This is a genomic window from Qipengyuania citrea, from assembly GCF_009828015.1.
Lineage (GTDB): Bacteria > Pseudomonadota > Alphaproteobacteria > Sphingomonadales > Sphingomonadaceae > Qipengyuania > Qipengyuania citrea.
The window spans coordinates 705062-721361 of the sequence record NZ_WTYG01000001.1; the positions used below are offsets into that span (position 1 = coordinate 705062).

The 16300-nt window shown below is 66.2% G+C and carries 12 protein-coding genes and 1 tRNA gene; 8 read left to right on the plus strand and 5 right to left on the minus strand.

Going from position 1 to position 16300, the window contains the following annotated elements; translation table 11 throughout:
* The first annotated feature begins 174 nt into the window (after nt 1-174).
* The 3 genes from GRI55_RS03205 to GRI55_RS03215 are packed head-to-tail and all read left to right on the plus strand — an operon-like array spanning nt 175 to nt 7292.
* A complete protein-coding gene (locus GRI55_RS03205) occupies nt 175-4863 on the plus strand; it encodes an NAD-glutamate dehydrogenase (protein ID WP_160766178.1) in 4689 nt (1562 codons plus the stop codon).
* Between the two features lie 45 nt (nt 4864-4908).
* Nucleotides 4909-6135: an NAD(P)/FAD-dependent oxidoreductase gene (locus tag GRI55_RS03210; protein ID WP_160766179.1), complete on the plus strand. Its 1227-nt coding sequence runs from the start codon at nt 4909-4911 to the stop codon at nt 6133-6135.
* 23 nt (nt 6136-6158) lie between these two features.
* Nucleotides 6159-7292, plus strand: coding sequence for a CaiB/BaiF CoA transferase family protein (locus GRI55_RS03215; RefSeq protein ID WP_202392324.1), 1134 nt, complete (start codon nt 6159-6161; stop codon nt 7290-7292).
* Here GRI55_RS03215 and queG read toward each other — a convergent pair.
* A complete protein-coding gene (queG, locus tag GRI55_RS03220) occupies nt 7289-8329 on the minus strand; it encodes a tRNA epoxyqueuosine(34) reductase QueG (RefSeq protein ID WP_160766181.1) in 1041 nt (346 codons plus the stop codon). The two genes, GRI55_RS03215 and queG, sit on opposite strands and share 4 nt — an antisense overlap.
* Before the next feature lie 66 nt (nt 8330-8395).
* Between queG and GRI55_RS03225 the strand changes: the two genes are divergently transcribed.
* The 4 genes from GRI55_RS03225 to msrB all read left to right on the plus strand — a co-directional run bounded on the left by GRI55_RS03225 (nt 8396) and on the right by msrB (nt 12630).
* The gene (locus GRI55_RS03225; protein WP_160766182.1) at nt 8396-9376 is read left to right on the plus strand and encodes an ABC transporter ATP-binding protein; all 981 of its coding nucleotides are present in this window, start codon (nt 8396-8398) and stop codon (nt 9374-9376) included.
* Nucleotides 9373-10584: an ABC transporter permease gene (locus GRI55_RS03230; RefSeq protein WP_160766183.1), complete on the plus strand. Its 1212-nt coding sequence runs from the start codon at nt 9373-9375 to the stop codon at nt 10582-10584. The genes GRI55_RS03225 and GRI55_RS03230 overlap by 4 nt, the downstream gene beginning before the upstream one ends.
* Before the next feature lie 123 nt (nt 10585-10707).
* Complete coding sequence (locus GRI55_RS03235; RefSeq protein WP_050601572.1) at nt 10708-12048, plus strand: cytochrome P450; 1341 nt, start codon at nt 10708-10710, stop codon at nt 12046-12048.
* An 84-nt stretch (nt 12049-12132) separates the two neighbouring features.
* Nucleotides 12133-12630 carry a peptide-methionine (R)-S-oxide reductase MsrB gene (gene msrB / locus GRI55_RS03240; RefSeq protein ID WP_237452386.1) on the plus strand — a complete coding sequence of 166 codons (498 nt, stop codon included), beginning with the start codon at nt 12133-12135 and terminating at the stop codon, nt 12628-12630.
* A 22-nt stretch (nt 12631-12652) separates the two neighbouring features.
* Here the strand turns inward: msrB and GRI55_RS03245 are convergent, their stop codons facing one another.
* The 4 genes from GRI55_RS03245 to GRI55_RS03260 all read right to left on the minus strand — a co-directional run bounded on the left by GRI55_RS03245 (nt 12653) and on the right by GRI55_RS03260 (nt 14390).
* Nucleotides 12653-13303 carry a PilZ domain-containing protein gene (locus GRI55_RS03245; protein WP_063505153.1) on the minus strand — a complete coding sequence of 217 codons (651 nt, stop codon included), beginning with the start codon at nt 13301-13303 and terminating at the stop codon, nt 12653-12655.
* A gap of 148 nt (nt 13304-13451) precedes the next feature.
* Nucleotides 13452-13536: transfer RNA gene (locus GRI55_RS03250), tRNA-Leu, on the minus strand.
* A gap of 70 nt (nt 13537-13606) precedes the next feature.
* Nucleotides 13607-13888 carry an integration host factor subunit beta gene (locus GRI55_RS03255; protein ID WP_050601569.1) on the minus strand — a complete coding sequence of 94 codons (282 nt, stop codon included), beginning with the start codon at nt 13886-13888 and terminating at the stop codon, nt 13607-13609.
* A 160-nt stretch (nt 13889-14048) separates the two neighbouring features.
* Nucleotides 14049-14390: a GntR family transcriptional regulator gene (locus tag GRI55_RS03260; RefSeq protein ID WP_050601568.1), complete on the minus strand. Its 342-nt coding sequence runs from the start codon at nt 14388-14390 to the stop codon at nt 14049-14051.
* A 206-nt stretch (nt 14391-14596) separates the two neighbouring features.
* On the opposite strand from GRI55_RS03260, the gene GRI55_RS03265 reads away from it, so the two are divergent.
* Nucleotides 14597-16234, plus strand: coding sequence for a peptide MFS transporter (locus GRI55_RS03265; RefSeq protein ID WP_050601567.1), 1638 nt, complete (start codon nt 14597-14599; stop codon nt 16232-16234).
* The last annotated feature ends 66 nt before the right edge of the window (nt 16235-16300 follow it).

The window sequence follows — 16300 nt, forward strand, 5'->3', positions numbered from 1 at the left end:
GCCGTAGCGTCGGCAGGGCGCTCCCGCGCCACCCACGGGCGTGCGAATTCTGTCGCACGGCACCTTGCGGGGCGCCTGCAACAGGGATAGGCGCGGCGCTCAGGTCGTGGCGGACACGGCCCAATTATTTCGCGGCGCTGAAACGATCATGCGCCGACAGGAGAGAGGCCCCGTATGGGTTCGAACACTGCCGCGCTGCCCAAGAAGCTCCAGAACGCGATTACCGAACGCATGCGGCTGTCGCTGCTGTCCGGCGACACGCCCTTCGAGAAGGCACGTCTCGAAGATGCCGCCGCTTTCGTCGGCGAGCTGGCTTCCCAGCGCACGCGCGGCCGGTCGGCCATGGCGATCGAAAGCGTCAGCGACGACCGGCGGCTGACGCGGATCGCGATCATCAACGAGGACATGCCCTTCCTCGTCGATTCGGTCGCGGCGACCATCGCCGCGCTGGGCCTATCGATCGACCGGCTGGTCCACCCGGTGATCCCCGTCGAGCGCGACGGCAAGGGACGCCTGCAGGCGATACCCGACCGCGACAAGGACGATGCCGATCGCGAATCGATGATTTACATCGAGACCGCGCGGGTCGATGCGAAGACCCGGCGGCAATTGCAGGAAACGCTCAAGCTGACGCTGGGCGACGTGCGCGCGGCGGTGTCCGACTGGCCGCAGCTGCGCGACGCGATGGCGGCCGATGCCGAACGGATCGCCGGCGACAGCGAAGAGGGCGCCGAACTGCTCGAATGGCTCAATTCGGGCATGCTGACGCAGCTGGGCCATGTCACCCGCTACCGCGACGGGCGGCAGGAAGACGAGCTCGGCATCTGCCGCAAGAGCGCGGCGCAGCTGCTCGCCGAGGCATCCTACGACCGCGCCTTCGCCTGGTTCGCCGCGGGCAACGATCCGCGCCGCCCGCTGATCATCAAGGCCAACCACCTCAGCAATGTCCACCGCCGCGTCCCGCTCGACCTGTTCATCGTGCCGGTCGAGGACAATGGCGAAACGGTCGCGCTGTCGCTGCATGCGGGCGTCTGGACCAGCGCCGCACTGGCGGCCCCGCCGCGCAATGTGCCGCGCCTGCGGCGCCAGCTCGACATGCTGCGGGGCCGCCACGGCTTCGACGACGGCGGCCATGCGGGCAAGGCGCTCGTCCATGCGCTGACCACGCTGCCGCACGACCTGCTGATCGGCTTTTCGGAAAGCGACGTCGAACGCGTCGCGATCACCATGATGAGCCTGGTCGACCGCCCGCGTCCGCGCCTTGCGCTGGTCGAGGCGCCGCTGGCGCGCCACCTGTTCGCCTTCGTCTGGCTGCCGCGCGACATGGTCGCCACGCAGGTCCGGCTGGAAATCCAGGCGCTGCTCGAGGAAGCCGCCTCGGCGCGGCTGCTCGACTGGAGCCTCGAGGTCGAGGGCGGCAATCTCGCCACGCTGCGGTTCGTCTTCGACATTCGCGACGGCGACCAGGCACCCGACGAGGCGGCGCTCGAGGAGCAGATGCAGACGCTGCTGCGCGGGTGGAGCGAAGCGGTCGAGGCGGAGCTTTCCGCGCTCGAGGACAGCTCGCGCGCGGCAGCGCTGGCGATGCGTTTCGCCGAGCATTTCCCGACCGGTTTCCGCGGTCGGTTCGGCCCACGCGAGGCCGCGCTCGACATCGCCCGCCTCCACGATCTGGGCGCCAGCCTCGAGAGCGAGGAAGTCGTGCGCGGCGCGCGGATGTATTATTGCGAGCGCGATACCGAGGGCTGCCTGCGGCTCAAGCTGTACCAGTCCGAAGGCAGCCTGCCCCTGTCCGAAGGCGTGCCCGCGCTGGAGGATTTCGGGTTCTACGTGCGTTCGGAAATGCCCACCGTGCTGGACGATGGCCGGCTGGGCACGGTCCACGACTTCCTGCTCGACCTCAAGCCGGGGGCCGACCCCAAGGGGCTGATCGACCGCGCCGATGCGATCGAGGAAGCCATTGCCGCGGTGCTCAACGGCGAAGCCGAGAACGATCCCTTCAACCGGCTGGTCCCCGAAGCGGGTCTCTCGTCGCGCGAGGCCAATTGGCTGCGCGCCTTCTATCGCTATCTGCGCCAGGCCGGGATGGGTTTCACCATCTACACCGTGGTCGACGCGCTGGCCGCCGCGCCCGACGTGACCCGCGCGCTGATCGCGCTGTTCACCGCGCGGCACGATCCCGAGTTCGGCAACGGCCGCGACGCCGCCATCGAAGAGGCGCGCGGCGCGATCAAGCGCGGCCTCGCCAAGGTCAAGGCAATCAACGATGACCGCCTGCTGCGGCTGTACAACGCACTGATCGATTCGATCCTGCGCACCAATGCCTTTGCCGATGCCGCCGCCGAGGCGCTGGCCTTCAAGATCGATTCGGCCAGGGTCCCCAACCTGCCCAAGCCGATCCCCTACCGCGAAATCTTCGTCTATTCGCGGCGGGTCGAGGGGATCCACCTGCGCAGCGGCCCCGTCGCGCGCGGCGGCCTGCGCTGGTCCGACCGGCGCGACGATTTCCGCACCGAGATCCTCGGGCTGATGAAAGCGCAGCGGGTCAAGAACGCGGTTATCGTGCCAACCGGCGCGAAGGGCGGGTTCTATCCCAAGCAGCTGCCCAATCCGGCGCTCGACCGCGAGGCCTGGGCGGCCGAGGGGCGCGCCAGCTACGAGACCTTCATCCGCACGCTGCTGTCGGTCACCGACAACATCGTCGACGACCAGGTCGTGCACCCCGACGATGTCGTCATCACCGATGGCGAAGACCCCTATTTCGTGGTTGCCGCAGACAAGGGCACCGCGACCTTCTCCGATGTCGCCAATGCGATCGCCAAGTCGCGGGACTTCTGGCTCGACGATGCCTTCGCCAGCGGCGGTTCGAAGGGCTACGACCACAAGGCCATGGGCATCACTGCCAAGGGCGCCTGGGTCAGCGTCCAGCGGCACTTCCTCGAAATGGGGGTGGACGTGCAGGAAGACCCGGTCGAGGTGGTCGGCTGCGGCGACATGTCGGGCGACGTCTTCGGCAACGGCATGCTGCTGTCGAAGGCAATCAAGCTGGTGGCGGCCTTCGATCATCGCCACATCTTCATCGATCCCGATCCCGATCCGGCGGCCAGCTGGAAAGAACGCAAGCGCCTGTTCGACCTGCCGCGATCGAGCTGGGAGGATTATGACAGCGCGCTGATCTCGCGCGGCGGCGGCGTGTTCCCGCGGGATGCGAAAAGCATCAAGCTGTCGAAGGCGGCGCAGGCGAAATTCGGCATCGACCAGGCCCAGATCGAGCCCGAGGCGCTTATTTCGGCGATCCTCACCGCGGCAGTCGACCTGATCTGGTTCGGCGGCATCGGCACCTACATCAAGGCCGCGCACGAGAACAACGTCCAAGTCGGCGACCCGGCCAACGACGCGCTGCGGGTCGATGGCCGCGACGTGCGCGCCAAGGTGATCGGCGAAGGCGCCAATCTCGGCATCACCCAGGCCGGCCGGATCGAATTCGCGCAGCGCGGCGGCCGTTCGAATACCGACTTCATCGACAATTCGGCGGGCGTCGACTGTTCGGACAATGAAGTAAACATCAAGATCGCGCTCGCCGCGGCCAAGCGCGCGGGCAAGCTGAGCGAACGCAAGCGCGTCGAGCTTCTCGAATCGATGACCGAGGAAGTCGGGCAGATCGTGCTCGAGGACAACCGCCTGCAGGCTCTCGCGCTCTCGATCGCCGAATATGGCGGCGCGCGCGCCATGGCCTCGCAGCGGCACATCATCGACACGCTCGAGGCGGGCGGCAATCTCGACCGCAAGACCGAAGGACTGGCCGACGACCAGACCTTGCAGCGCCGCGCGGCGGACGGCGGCGGCCTGACCCGCCCCGAGCTCGCAGTGCTGCTGTCGTCGTCCAAGCTGGTCCTGCAGGACGCGATCGAGCAGGGCGAGCTGGCGGACGATCCGCTGCTCGAGGACACGCTGTTCGAAGCCTTTCCCGAACCGATGCGCAAGAAGTTCAAGGCGCAGATCAACGGGCACCAGCTGCGCCGCGAGATCATCGCGACCAAGCTGGCCAACCGCATCGTCAACCGCATGGGGATGGTCCATCCCTTCGAACTGGCCGAAGAAGAGGGCGTCGAACTGCATGAAGTCGCCGCCGCTTTCGTGGCTGCGGAAGAGCTGTTCGACTTGCCCGCGCTGTGGGCCGCGATCGATGCCAGTGCCATGCCCGAAAGCGCCCGGCTGATGCTGTTCGACCGCATCGCCGCAGCCGCTGGCAACCTCATGTCCGACGTGCTGCGCACTTCATCGGGCAGCGTCGACCCGACCGGACTGGTCGAAGAGATCGGCAAGGCGGTCAGCAAACTGGCGGGGGCCACCGGCGAATTGCTCAGCGCCGAATCGCGCCAGCAATCGGATCGGCTGCGCGATCAGCTGGTGTCGGCGGGCGCGCCCGAAGCGCTCGCTGCGCGCGTGGCGCATCTCTACGACCTCGACGGGGCTGTCGGGCTGGCCAAGCTGTCGAGCGAAACCGGCATAGCGCCGATCGGCCTGACCGAGGCCTTCACCGATGTCGGCCGCCGTCTGGGCCTCGACTGGGCGCAGTCGACCGCGGCGCTGATGAGCCCGTCGGACGTGTGGGAACGCCTGCTGGTTTCGGGGCTGGCGCGCGATTTCCAGCAGATGCGGCTCGAACTGCTGCGGCGGTTGGCGCGGCGCAAGGATGCGAAGAAGGATCTGGCTGCCGTCGTCGCCAAATGGGCCGAGGAACAGTCCACCGCGGTGACCAATTTCCGCAGCATGATCACGCGGGCGCAGGGCCAGTCCCCCGTGGCCCCGGCCATGCTGGCACAGGTCGCCAGCATGGCGCGCAACCTGCTCGGACGTTAGCACTGCGCTTGACCGGCTGGCGTTTTCGCGTCAGCCAGCAAGGCGATGGAACATTACGACGTCGTTATCGTGGGGTCGGGGCACGGGGGTGCCCAGGCCGCTATCGCACTCCGCCAGAACGGGCACGAGGGCTCGATCCTGATGGTCAGCCGCGATCGCAACCCGCCGTATGAGCGGCCCCCGCTGTCGAAGGAATATCTGGCGGGCGAAAAGCCGTTCGAACGCATCCAGATCCGTCCAGAACAGTTCTGGGCCGACAAGGACATCACGCTGCACCTGGGGCGCAACGTCAATGAAGTCGATCCGGTCGCGCGCGAACTCGGCCTGTCGGACGATACGCGGGTCACCTATCGCAAGCTGATCTGGGCCGCCGGCGGCGATGCCCGGCGACTGTCCTGCCCGGGCAGCGACAATGCGGGCATTCACTACATCCGCACGCGGCGCGACGTCGATACGCTGAAGGGCGAGCTGGCGGCCGGCGCCCGGCGCGCGGTCATCATCGGCGCGGGCTATATCGGGCTCGAAGCGGCGGCCGTGCTGCGCAAGCTCGGCCTAGACGTTACCGTGGTCGAAATGCTCGACCGCGTCCTTGCACGTGTCGCGGGTCCGCAGCTGTCGGAATTCTACGCTGCCTATCACCGCGAGCAGGGTGTCGACCTGCGCCTGTCGACCGGCGTCGAGACGATCAGCGGCGACGATGGCCGCGTGACCGGCGTGGTGACCGACAGCGGCGAGACGATCGCCTGCGACGTAATCATTGCCGGGATCGGCATCGTGCCGTCGGTCGGGCCGCTGATCGCGGCGGGTGCGGCGGGATCGAACGGGGTCGACGTCGACAGCATCTGCCGCACCACGCTCGATGACATCTACGCCATCGGCGACTGTGCGAGCCATGCGAATGCCTATGCCGACAACAAGGTCATCCGCCTCGAATCGGTGCAGAACGCCAACGACATGGCGACCATCGCGGCCAAGGCGATCATGGGCGACAAGCAGGATTACGACGCCGTCCCGTGGTTCTGGTCGAACCAGTACGACCTCCGGCTGCAGACGGTCGGCATGTCGATCGGCTATGACGCCACCGTGCTGCGCGGCGATCCGGCGGACAAGAAGTTCAGCGTGGTCTATCTGCGCGAAGGCGTGGTGATCGCGCTCGACTGCGTCAACAACACCAGGGATTACGCGCAGGGGCGCAAGCTGGTGATGGCGCGCGCCGAAGTGGATCCCGACCTGCTGGCCGACACTGCGGTGCCGCTCAAGGACATGCTGTGATCGCGGCCGGGGACGGTCGCGCGATGCTCGAAGGGCTTCGCGTGATCGACATGACCTCGGTCGTCTTCGGGCCCTATTGCACGCAGATCCTTGCCGATTTCGGGGCCGAGGTGGTCAAGGTCGAGGCCCCCGGCGGCGACGTGTTCCGCTACGGTGCGCTTTCCGCGCACAGCAAGGCGATGGGGCCGGGATACATCGCGCTCAATCGCGGCAAGCAGTCGCTGGTGCTCGATCTCAAGCAGGAGGCCGACCGCGCGATACTGCGCGATTTGCTCGCCGATGCCGACATCTTCATCCACAATGTCCGCGCCGAAGCGATCGAGCGGCTCGGGTTCGATTACGACAGCGTCCGCGCGCTCGCTCCAGACATCATCTATGCGCATTGCGTCGGCTTCGGCTCGGGCGGGCCCTATGCCGGGCTGCAGGCCTATGACGACGTGATCCAGGCCGCCAGCGGCACCACCACCCTGCTGCCGCGCGCGGACGGCAACGAGCGCCCACGCTACCTGCCATCGCTGATCGCCGACAAGGTCGCCGGGCTGCACGCCGCTTATGCGGTGATGGCCGCCGTGGTACACCACCTGCGGACTGGGCAAGGCCAGCATGTCGAAGTGCCGATGTTCGAGGCCTTCAGCAGCTTCATGCTCAAGGAGCACCTTGGCGGGAACACTTTCGATCCCCCCGTCGGCCCGCCCTGCTATGGCCGCCAGGTCGATCCGGATCGCCAGCCGTTCCCGACCCGCGACGGATATGTCAGCATCGTGCCTTACCGGCTCGACCATTTCACCAGGGTGATCGCGCTGATGGGCGACGAGGCCTTCGCGCAAGAGGCGCGCTTCGCTACGCCCGAGGGGCTGATCGCGGGGCAGGCCGAACTCTATGCCCGCATCGCCGAACTCACCGCCGGTTTCGCGACCGACGAACTGGTCGCGCTGATGCACGCCAATGCGATCCCCGCAATGCCGGTGCGCGACATGGCCGACATGGCGCAGGAGCCTCATCTTGAAGCGTCGGGCTTTATCATGCGGCGCGAACACCCCACCGAGGGAACGCTGGTCGAGATGCGCGAACCGTCGCGCTTTTCCGCCTGGGACGCCCCCGATCCAGCGCCCGCCCCGCTGCTGGGCGAGCATGACCGGGATTACCGCGAGGGCTAGCCGAGCCGCCGGGCGGCCCAATCGGCAGCTTCGGAAACCGCGGGATCGGGATCGCCGCGCAGGCCCTCGACAAGCGGAGCGAGAGCTGCCGAACCGCTATTCCCTGCCGCATAAAGGCAGTTGCGCACAAAGCGGTCGCGGCCGACGCGCTTGATCGGCGAGCCCGAGAAGAACTGCCTGAAGCCTGCATCGTCAAAGGTCAGGAAGCTCGCCAGGTCGGGCGCCATCAGCTCCTCGCGCGGCGCCAGCTTGAGGTGTCGGTGCGCCGTATCGGCAAACTTGTTCCACGGGCAGACCGCGAGGCAATCGTCGCAGCCGTAGATGCGGTTGCCCAGCGCCTCGCGAAACTCCTCGGGGATCGGCCCCTTGTGCTCGATCGTGAGGTAGGAAATGCAGCGCCGCGCATCGAGCTGGTAGGGCGCGGGGAAGGCGTCGGTCGGGCAGGCATCCTGGCACGCGCGGCAATTTCCGCAGCGATCGGGATGCGAGAGGTCGGGCGCGAATTCGAGCGTCGAATAGATTGCGCCGAGGAACAGCCAGCTGCCATGCGACCGGCTGACGAGATTGGTATGCTTGCCCTGCCAGCCGATCCCGGCTGCCTGGCCCAGCGGCTTTTCCATCACCGGGGCGGTGTCGACGAAGACCTTCAGTTCGCTTGTCGGCTCGCGCGCAATCAGCCACCGCGCCAGCGCCTTGAGCGCCTTTTTCACGACGTCGTGGTAATCGCGCCCTTGCGCATAGACCGAAACCCGCGCTTTTTCAGCCGCGTCGGCAAGCGCCAGCGGATCGATATCGGGGGCGTAGCTCATCCCCAGCGCGATCACGCTGTTGGCTTCGGGCCATAATCCTTGCGGTGAGGCGCGCTGCGTCTTGCGCGCTTCCATCCATTCCATCGAGCCATGGCGCCCTTCGCCGAGGAATTGCTCCAGCCGCGAGGCGCGCTGCGGATCGGGCGCGGCCGACGCGAAGCCGCAGGCGACGAAGCCGAGCCGCTCCGCCTCCTCGCGCAATTCCGCCTGCAACTCGCCATTAACCACGCTTGCGTGTGCTCCCGTTCACGGCCAGCATCTAATCATGCCCGCATGCTTATCGAGACAGGCTCCATGACGCGACCTTCGGGCGGGGACAACCGCAAGCTTGCCATCGAGGCCCACGGGCTGGTCAAGCGGTTCGACGACACGCTGGCGGTCGACGGTGTCGACATCGCGGTTCCCGAAGGCGCGATCTACGGCATTCTCGGGCCCAATGGCGCAGGCAAGACGACCACGCTGCGCATGCTGCTGGGCATCATCGATCCCGACGCAGGCGTGCGCCGCGTGTTCGGCAACGACCGGCCGCATGAAGTGGCCAAGCTGATCGGCTACCTGCCCGAGGAACGCGGGCTCTATCCGGCGATGAAATGCGACGAGGCGATCGCCTTCCTCGGGGCGCTGCGCGGGCTGCCGCTGGAAGAAGGCAAGGCGCGCGGGCGCGTGCTGCTCGAGCAGCACGGCCTGGGCCATGCGGTGGATCGCCAGATCCGCCAGCTGTCGAAAGGCATGGCGCAGACCGTCCAGCTGCTCGGCACGCTGGTCCATCGCCCGAAGCTGGTGGTCTTCGACGAACCCTTCAGCGGGCTCGACGCGATCAACCAGGGCAAGCTGGAAGTGATGATCCGCGAACTGGCCCACAGCGGCACCACGGTGATCTTCTCGACGCATGTCATCCACCATGCCGAACGCCTGTGCGACGAGGTGGCGATCATTGCCGGGGGCAAGGTGCCCTATGCGGGATCGGTCGACGCCGCCCGCGACCGGATCCCCGCGCAGGTCCGGCTCGAGACGCGCTCCGCATCCGGGCCCTGGCGCAGCGCGCTGCCCGGCGATGCACGGCACGATGCCAAGGGCGAAGCCAGCCATTTCTGGTACTTCCCGGTCCCCGAAACCGGGATCGAGGAATTGCTCAAGCCGCTGATCGCAGGGCAGGCGGGCATTCTCTCGCTGTCGATCGAGCGCGCCGGGCTGCACGATGCCTTCGTCGAAATCGCCGGCGAGGCCGCCGCGCGCGCGCTCGAAGAGGACAACGCCCGGGGAGCCAAGCCATGAAAGATACGACCCGCCTGTCGCGCTTCGAGGCCGCCCGCGTGATTGCGCAGCGCGATTTCCGCGCCATCCTGTTCAGCCGCGCATTCCTGTTCTTCCTGCTCGGGCCGCTGTTCCCGATCATCATCGGCGTGCTGGCCGGGGGGATCGGCGGACAGGTGCAGCGCGATGCGAACACCCGGCTTGTGGCGGTCGCGATGAGCGAGGCGGATACGCAGGCGCTGATCGCGGCGCGCGCGCGGCTTGCCCCGCAGATCGGGAGGGCGCTGCCCGAACTGGCAGTGGCCGATGCGGGCACTGCCCCCGAAGTCATCCTGCGCGAACCCGGCAAGAATTACGTCGCGGTGGTCGGCGGCACGCTCGCCGCGCCCGAACTCACCGCCCCGCAGCCGGCGATCGACTATTGGAGCGGGCCGGTGGCCATGCTTGCCGCCGAAGCCGGGACGCGGCAGGTGGCCGCATATCCCGCCGTGGCGCCCCGCCCGGTAGCCACCAGCATCGCCGCGCAGCGCGGCGACCGGATCCGCACCGCGCAGGCGGGGCAGTTGCTGCTGTTCCTGCTGATGATGCTGCTCGCGGGGATGGTGCTGTCCAACCTGGTCGAGGAGAAGGCCAACAAGGTGATCGAGGTGCTCGCGGCGGCGGTCCCGATGGATGCGGTCTTCCTCGGCAAGCTGGTGGCGATGCTGGGCGTCAGCCTGGTCGGGATCGCGGTCTGGGCCGCGGTCGGTTCGGCGATCGCCATGCTGGCAGGCAATGCGCTGCCGCAATTGCCCGCCCCCGCGCTCGGCTGGCCGCTCTTCCTGGCGCTCGGGCTCGTCTATTTCGCCATGGGGTATCTGCTGCTCGGTTCGCTGTTCCTTACCATCGGGGGCCTCGCGACCACGGTGCGCGAGGTGCAGACGCTGTCGATGCCGGTCACCATGGCGCAGCTGCTGGTGTTCTTCCTCGCCGCATCCTCGATCACCCGCCCCGGTTCGCTGATGGAACTGTTCGCCGCTGCCTTTCCGCTTTCCTCGCCCTTCGCGATGCTCGCCCGCGCGGCGCAATCGGACGCGCTGTGGCCGCATGCCCTCGCGCTCGGCTGGCAGGCGCTGTGCGTGCTTCTTTTCGTCCGCTTCGGCGCACAGATATTCCGTCGCCGCGTCATGAAGTCGGGCAAGGGCGGCCGCGCGGTAAAAGGGCATGTCGGGAGCGTCAGGGCGCGCTGAGACCCCGCTTCGCCAGCGATTGGGTAGCGAATTGCAACGCACTATTGACACGTGTGTCAGTTAAGGCAGGATGGTCGCAATGACGAGAGCGGCCGATGGAGTCGCTCCTGCGAGGAGAGAGACATGGCCACCGCTGCAATCGAACGTCCGCAATGCCGTACGGAACCGTCCGCCTATGAGGCGCTGAAGAAGCATTTTGCCGAGCACCCCGAAGAACGTCTGAACCATCCCCACAAATGGGATGTGAGCCGCAGCGATATCTACGCCGAGAACACCTGGCATCCGATCTTCCGCGAGATGCGCGAAGCCGGTCCGCTGCACTACATCCCCGAGAGCCCCTATGGTCCCTATTGGGCGGTCGTCGGGCACAAGGCGATCCAGCATATCGAGGCGCTGCCCGATACGTTCTCGTCCAGCTGGGAGCATGGCGGGATCACGATCCTCAACCGGTTGAGCGAGGAAGAACTGGCCGAAGCCGGGATCGAGGAACGGCGCGAGCTGCCGATGTTCATTGCCATGGACCGCCCCCAGCACACCGGCCAGCGGCGCACCGTGGCCCCCAAGTTCACCCCCAGCGGCATGGCCGAAATGGAAGGCGAGATCCGCCGCCGGACCGGGGAGCTGCTCGACACGCTGCCGCGCGGCGAGGTGTTCGACTGGGTCGACAAGGTGTCGATCGAACTGACCACCGGCATGCTGGCCATCCTGTTCGGCTTCCCCTGGGAAGACCGCCGGCTGCTGACCTTCTGGTCGGACTGGTCGGGCGACACCGAACTGGCCACCGTGCGCGACCTCGACGAGATGCGCTGGGGCTTCCTCCACGAGATGGCGGCCTATTTCCAGTCGCTGTGGGTCGAGCGGACGCACGACAAGGAGCCGGGCGACGATCTCATCTCGATGATGATCCATTCCGAGGCCATGAACCAGATGAGCCCGCAGGAATTCATGGGCAATCTGATCCTGCTGATCGTGGGCGGCAACGACACCACGCGCAATTCGATGAGCGGGATCATCTACCAGCTCGACAAGAACCCCGACCAGCGCAAGCTGTTCGAACAGCAGCCCGAGCTCATTCCCAACGCCGTGCAGGAAATCCTGCGCATGCAGACCCCGCTCGCACATATGCGCCGGACCTGCACCGAGGACACCGAAGTCTTCGGCCAGACGATCAAGAAGGGCGACAAGGTCGTACTGTGGTACCTGTCGGCCAATCGCGACGAGGAAGTGTTCGAGAACCCCGACAAGCTCGACATCCAGCGCGACAACGCCCGCCGCCATATCGCCTTCGGCTATGGCATCCACCGCTGCGTCGGGGCGCGGCTCGCCGAATTGCAGCTGCGCATCCTGCTCGAGGAACTGCACAAGCGGCGCATGCGGGTGCATGTCGCGGGCGATATCGAGCGCGTCCGTGCCAATTTCGTGCACGGCTTCCGCAAGCTCGAAGTCGAGATTACCGACTTTTGAGGCACCGCTGCGCCGGCGCTGTGCCCGCGCAAGCATAGGTTCAGGCGTGGAGGACTATTCCTCCACGCCATGACCCGGAGCGATTTGACCCGCCTTCCCATTGCCCGCCGCCGCCTGTTCGGCTGGATTGGCGCCTCCGCCAGTTTCGCGGCGCTGACCGCTTGCGGTTCGCGGCCCGCGGAAGCCAGGAGTTTCCCCGTCGAGCTGACCGAAGCGCAATGGCGCAAGCGGCTGACCGCACAGGAATATCGCGTCCTGCGCGGCGCGGGGACCGAGCGTGCCTATTCATCGCCGCTCAACGAGGAGGATCGCGCGGGCACCTTCGTCTGCGCAGGCTGTGGCAACGCGGTCTACAGTTCCAAGACGAAATACGATTCGCGCACCGGCTGGCCCAGTTTCTGGCAACCGATCGACAAGGGCGCGGTGGGCACCAGCACCGATTACAAGATCGGTTATCCGCGCACCGAAGTGCATTGCGCGGATTGTGGCGGGCATCTGGGCCATATCTTCAACGATGGGCCGCGGCCGACCGGCAAGCGCCACTGCATCAATGGCGTCGCGCTCGATTTCAAACCCGCGTAAACCAGCGACGGGTTGAACGGTCTCAGGGAATGCGCGGCCAGGCCTCGTCTTCCTCGACCAATGCCGGGCACTGGACCCGGGCGGCGGCGAGCGCGAATTCGCGCAAGGTGAAAGTGTCCTCGAACACGAGGCCGTAATTGGCATCCCTGCGCCAGCGCACCGTACAGCGAATATCGGGCAGGCCTTCGCAGGAAATCGTCAGCCGCTGGCCGACCGCGAAGATGCTTTCGCATTCGATCCGCGCGCCCTGCTGCGACATGTTGAGCGTGATCGCTTCGGCGCGGCCCGAGAGCGAGGCCACGGTGAGCGGCATCATCAGATTGAGCCGCAAGCCACGCTTGGGAAACTTCCAGTTTTCGCGGATCAGCCGTTCGGCTTCGATCGGGGCTTCGAACCGGTAGCTCGCCTCGAAGCCTTCGCTGCGGACCAGTTCGAGCTCGTAGCTTTCGCCGTTCTGCAATTCGAGCGCGATCGCTTCGTCGGTGGGCAGCCTGTGGAAGGTGCGCAGCGAGACACCCGTGGCCGACACGTCGCGGATCACACAGACGAATTCGCCCTGACCGCAGACCAGCTTCGCCGCGCGGATGAGCGAGGTGTAGCGCGGAGCGCCGCGCTGTTCCTCGCCGTTTGTCGAACCATTGTCCTGCATGCCGGTCCCGGTGGTGAATTGCATAGCCTAGTTATGTCCAACGCGTACGCGGCTTCATGGCAGCCGCGATGGCGCCGCGAATCAGTATTGCTTCCCCGCGAAGCCTAACTGCGAAAGTGTTAATGCCGGGATAAGGGTATCACCCGATAGGGCCGGCAAGCGAACGGGTGGCTGGTACGGGTGGCGGGACTCGAACCCGCACGAGCAAAGCTCAGGGGATTTTAAGTCCCCGGCGTCTACCATTCCGCCACACCCGCCGATGGGGGCCGCTCTAATCGCTGCCGGTCGGGCGGGCAATCGCGGATCGTGCGCCGGCCAGCCAATCGCTCACTCGTCGTTGAGGCGCCGGCGCATGTCCTTGCCCGGCTTGAAATAGGGGACCCGCTTGGCGGGTACGTCGACGGTTTCGCCCGTCCGCGGATTGCGGCCCTTGCGCGCTTCGCGTTCGCGGGTGGAAAATGCCCCGAAGCCGCGCAATTCGACCCGGCCGCCTTCGGCCAGTCGCTGCGCGATTTCCTCGAAAAAGATATCGACGACCTGCTCGACCTCTTCAGCCCGCAATTCGGGATTGTCCTGGGCCAGAGCGGCAAGAAGTTCGGATCGGATCATATGGATCTCCGGGTGCGTTCGATCGCAAATATCGTTTCCACGATGCGTCCCCGCCGAAATCACGCTCTCCCGCCCGATTCCAACCGTCAGACTGTGGCAGAACTGCTTGGCTGCCGCAAGGATGCAAAACGCCCCGCCGGCGCAAGCGCGGCGGGCGCTGTCAGGCGTCGGCCAGCAATTCGCGCGCCGAGACGCCGAGGCGGTCCATCCGGGCCCGGATCTCGGGCCATTCGACCTGCAGGAACTGTTCGCGTTCGGATTGGCGGAGCCGGTTCGCGGCGCCCTCGACCACATACATGCCAACGCCGCGCTGAACTTCGACCAGGCCGTCGTTCTGGAATTGCTGATAGGCCTTGGCGACGGTGAGCGGATTGGCGCCCTGCTCTGCCGCCAGCGCGCGCACCGAGGGCAGCATCTCGCCCTCGGCATAGCGGCCGTCGATGATTGCCGCCGCGATCATGTCGCGCAGCTTCATATAGACCGGCTTCGACTGGTTGCTCATCACTTGTCCCCGCAACAGACTGCATCAGTGCCATAATACAGCGCGGCGCACAAGGTTCCCGCCCTAGCGGGGAATACATAGGGGCGCCCGCAGACAGGCGGTCACTGCTGTAACTAATGCTTCACATGGGCGCGCAAGACGTTACGGTGCGCCGCCATTCGGCCATCGGGTCGCACAACGGATTTGGTTCAGGGAAAGGCCACTGAATGAAGGACATGGCACTGTGGAACGAAGGGGACTGGATCGCCGCGATCGCGTCGGTCATCCTCGCAGCGTTCCTGATTGTAGGCGCTTACGCGGTTACGCGACCGCAGGAAGAGGTCGGGGGACACCCCAAGGGCCTGTATATCCTGTTCTTCGCCGAAATGTGGGAGCGGTTCTCCTACTACGGCATGCGCGCGCTGCTGATCTTTTACCTGACCCAGCACTGGCTGTTCAACGATAGCGCGTCGAACATCGTCTACGGCGCCTATGTCAGCCTCGTCTACATCACCCCGGTCCTCGGCGGCTGGCTGGCCGACCGTTATCTGGGCCAGCGCAAGGCCGTGCTGTTCGGCGCGGTCCTGCTGACCTTCGGCCACTTCTTCATGGCCTTCGAAGGCGGCGGCGGACAGGCCGATCCGATGATCAACGTGTTCTGGCTGGCACTGGCCTTCATCATCGTCGGTTCGGGCTTCCTGAAAGCGAACATCTCGGTGATCGTGGGTCAGCTCTACCCGCGCACCGACGTGCGCCGCGACGGTGCCTACACCATCTTCTACATGGGCATTAACGTCGGCGCCGCGGTCGGCACGATCATTGCCGGCTATCTCGGCCAGACGCTCGGCTGGGCCTATGGCTTCGGCGCCGCGGGCATCGGCATGCTGCTCGGCCTCGTGGTCTTCGTGCTCGGCAAGCCGCTGCTGCTCGGCCGCGGCGAACCGCCCAAGCCGCTGGCCAAGACCACCGAGATCACGATGTACGGCATCGGCGTCCTCGGCGTCGCCGTCATGTGGGCGCTGATCCAGTACCAGTCGGTCGTCGGCGGCCTGATGCTGGTGTGCGGCATCGCCCTGCTGGCATACGTGCTGATGCAGGCGTTCAAGCTCGAGAAGGAACCACGCGAACGGCTGTTCGCGATCCTGTTCCTGATCGCGCTGCAGCCGCTGTTCTGGGGTCTGTTCGAACAGGCGGGCGGTTCGCTCAACCTGTTCACCGATCGCTATATCGATCGGCAGGGCGTCCCGGCATCGCTGTTCCAGTCGATCAACCCGATCTACATCATCCTGCTGGCCCCGGTGTTCGCTTCGCTGTGGACCTGGCTCGGGCGGCGCGGGCTCGAACCCTCGACACCGGCCAAGTTCGGTCTGGGCCTGATCCAGCTGGGCTTCGGCTTCCTGGTGCTGGTCTGGGGCGCTGCGACGGTGGACGCGAATGCGCTGATCCCGGTGATCTTCCTGTTCGGCATCTACCTCTTCCACACCACCGGCGAACTGTGTCTCTCGCCCGTCGGGCTTTCGGCCATGAACCGCCTTGCGCCGACGCATCTCGCGTCGCTGATCATGGGTGCGTGGTTCTTCGCCACGGCCGGCGGCAATTACGTGGCCGGGATGATCGGGGCAGCGACCGGCGGCGAAGACGGTGTGATGACCCGTGAAGGCACGCTCGATATCTACTGGCAGATCGGCCTGATCGCCATCGCCGTGGGCATCGTCGTCATCCTCATCTCCGGATTGGTGAAGCGTCTGATGCACCTCGATACCCTGCAGGACGACGACGTCGGCGACGACCTGCTCGGCCAGAGCGAGGGTCCGGGTGAGCCGCAGGGTGCCGGGATCCATCCGGAAACCCGCCCCAACAGCTGACGGGCAGCCGGCGCCAATCTGCGAACCGCTTGATAGCGCCGACAAAATGCAATTGACCGCACGGGC

What these genes read in the sequence shown, in the direction of transcription:
- GRI55_RS03205 (WP_160766178.1), top strand. Translation starts at nt 175, where the DNA reads ATGGGTTCGAACACTGCCGCGCTGCCCAAGAAGCTCCAGAACGCGATT.
- GRI55_RS03210 (WP_160766179.1), top strand. Translation starts at nt 4,909, where the DNA reads ATGGAACATTACGACGTCGTTATCGTGGGGTCGGGGCACGGGGGTGCC.
- GRI55_RS03215 (WP_202392324.1), top strand. Translation starts at nt 6,159, where the DNA reads ATGCTCGAAGGGCTTCGCGTGATCGACATGACCTCGGTCGTCTTCGGG.
- GRI55_RS03225 (WP_160766182.1), top strand. Translation starts at nt 8,396, where the DNA reads ATGACGCGACCTTCGGGCGGGGACAACCGCAAGCTTGCCATCGAGGCC.
- GRI55_RS03230 (WP_160766183.1), top strand. Translation starts at nt 9,373, where the DNA reads ATGAAAGATACGACCCGCCTGTCGCGCTTCGAGGCCGCCCGCGTGATT.
- GRI55_RS03235 (WP_050601572.1), top strand. Translation starts at nt 10,708, where the DNA reads ATGGCCACCGCTGCAATCGAACGTCCGCAATGCCGTACGGAACCGTCC.
- GRI55_RS03245 (WP_063505153.1), bottom strand. Translation starts at nt 13,303, where the DNA reads ATGCAATTCACCACCGGGACCGGCATGCAGGACAATGGTTCGACAAAC.
- GRI55_RS03255 (WP_050601569.1), bottom strand. Translation starts at nt 13,888, where the DNA reads ATGATCCGATCCGAACTTCTTGCCGCTCTGGCCCAGGACAATCCCGAA.
- GRI55_RS03260 (WP_050601568.1), bottom strand. Translation starts at nt 14,390, where the DNA reads ATGAGCAACCAGTCGAAGCCGGTCTATATGAAGCTGCGCGACATGATC.
- GRI55_RS03265 (WP_050601567.1), top strand. Translation starts at nt 14,597, where the DNA reads ATGAAGGACATGGCACTGTGGAACGAAGGGGACTGGATCGCCGCGATC.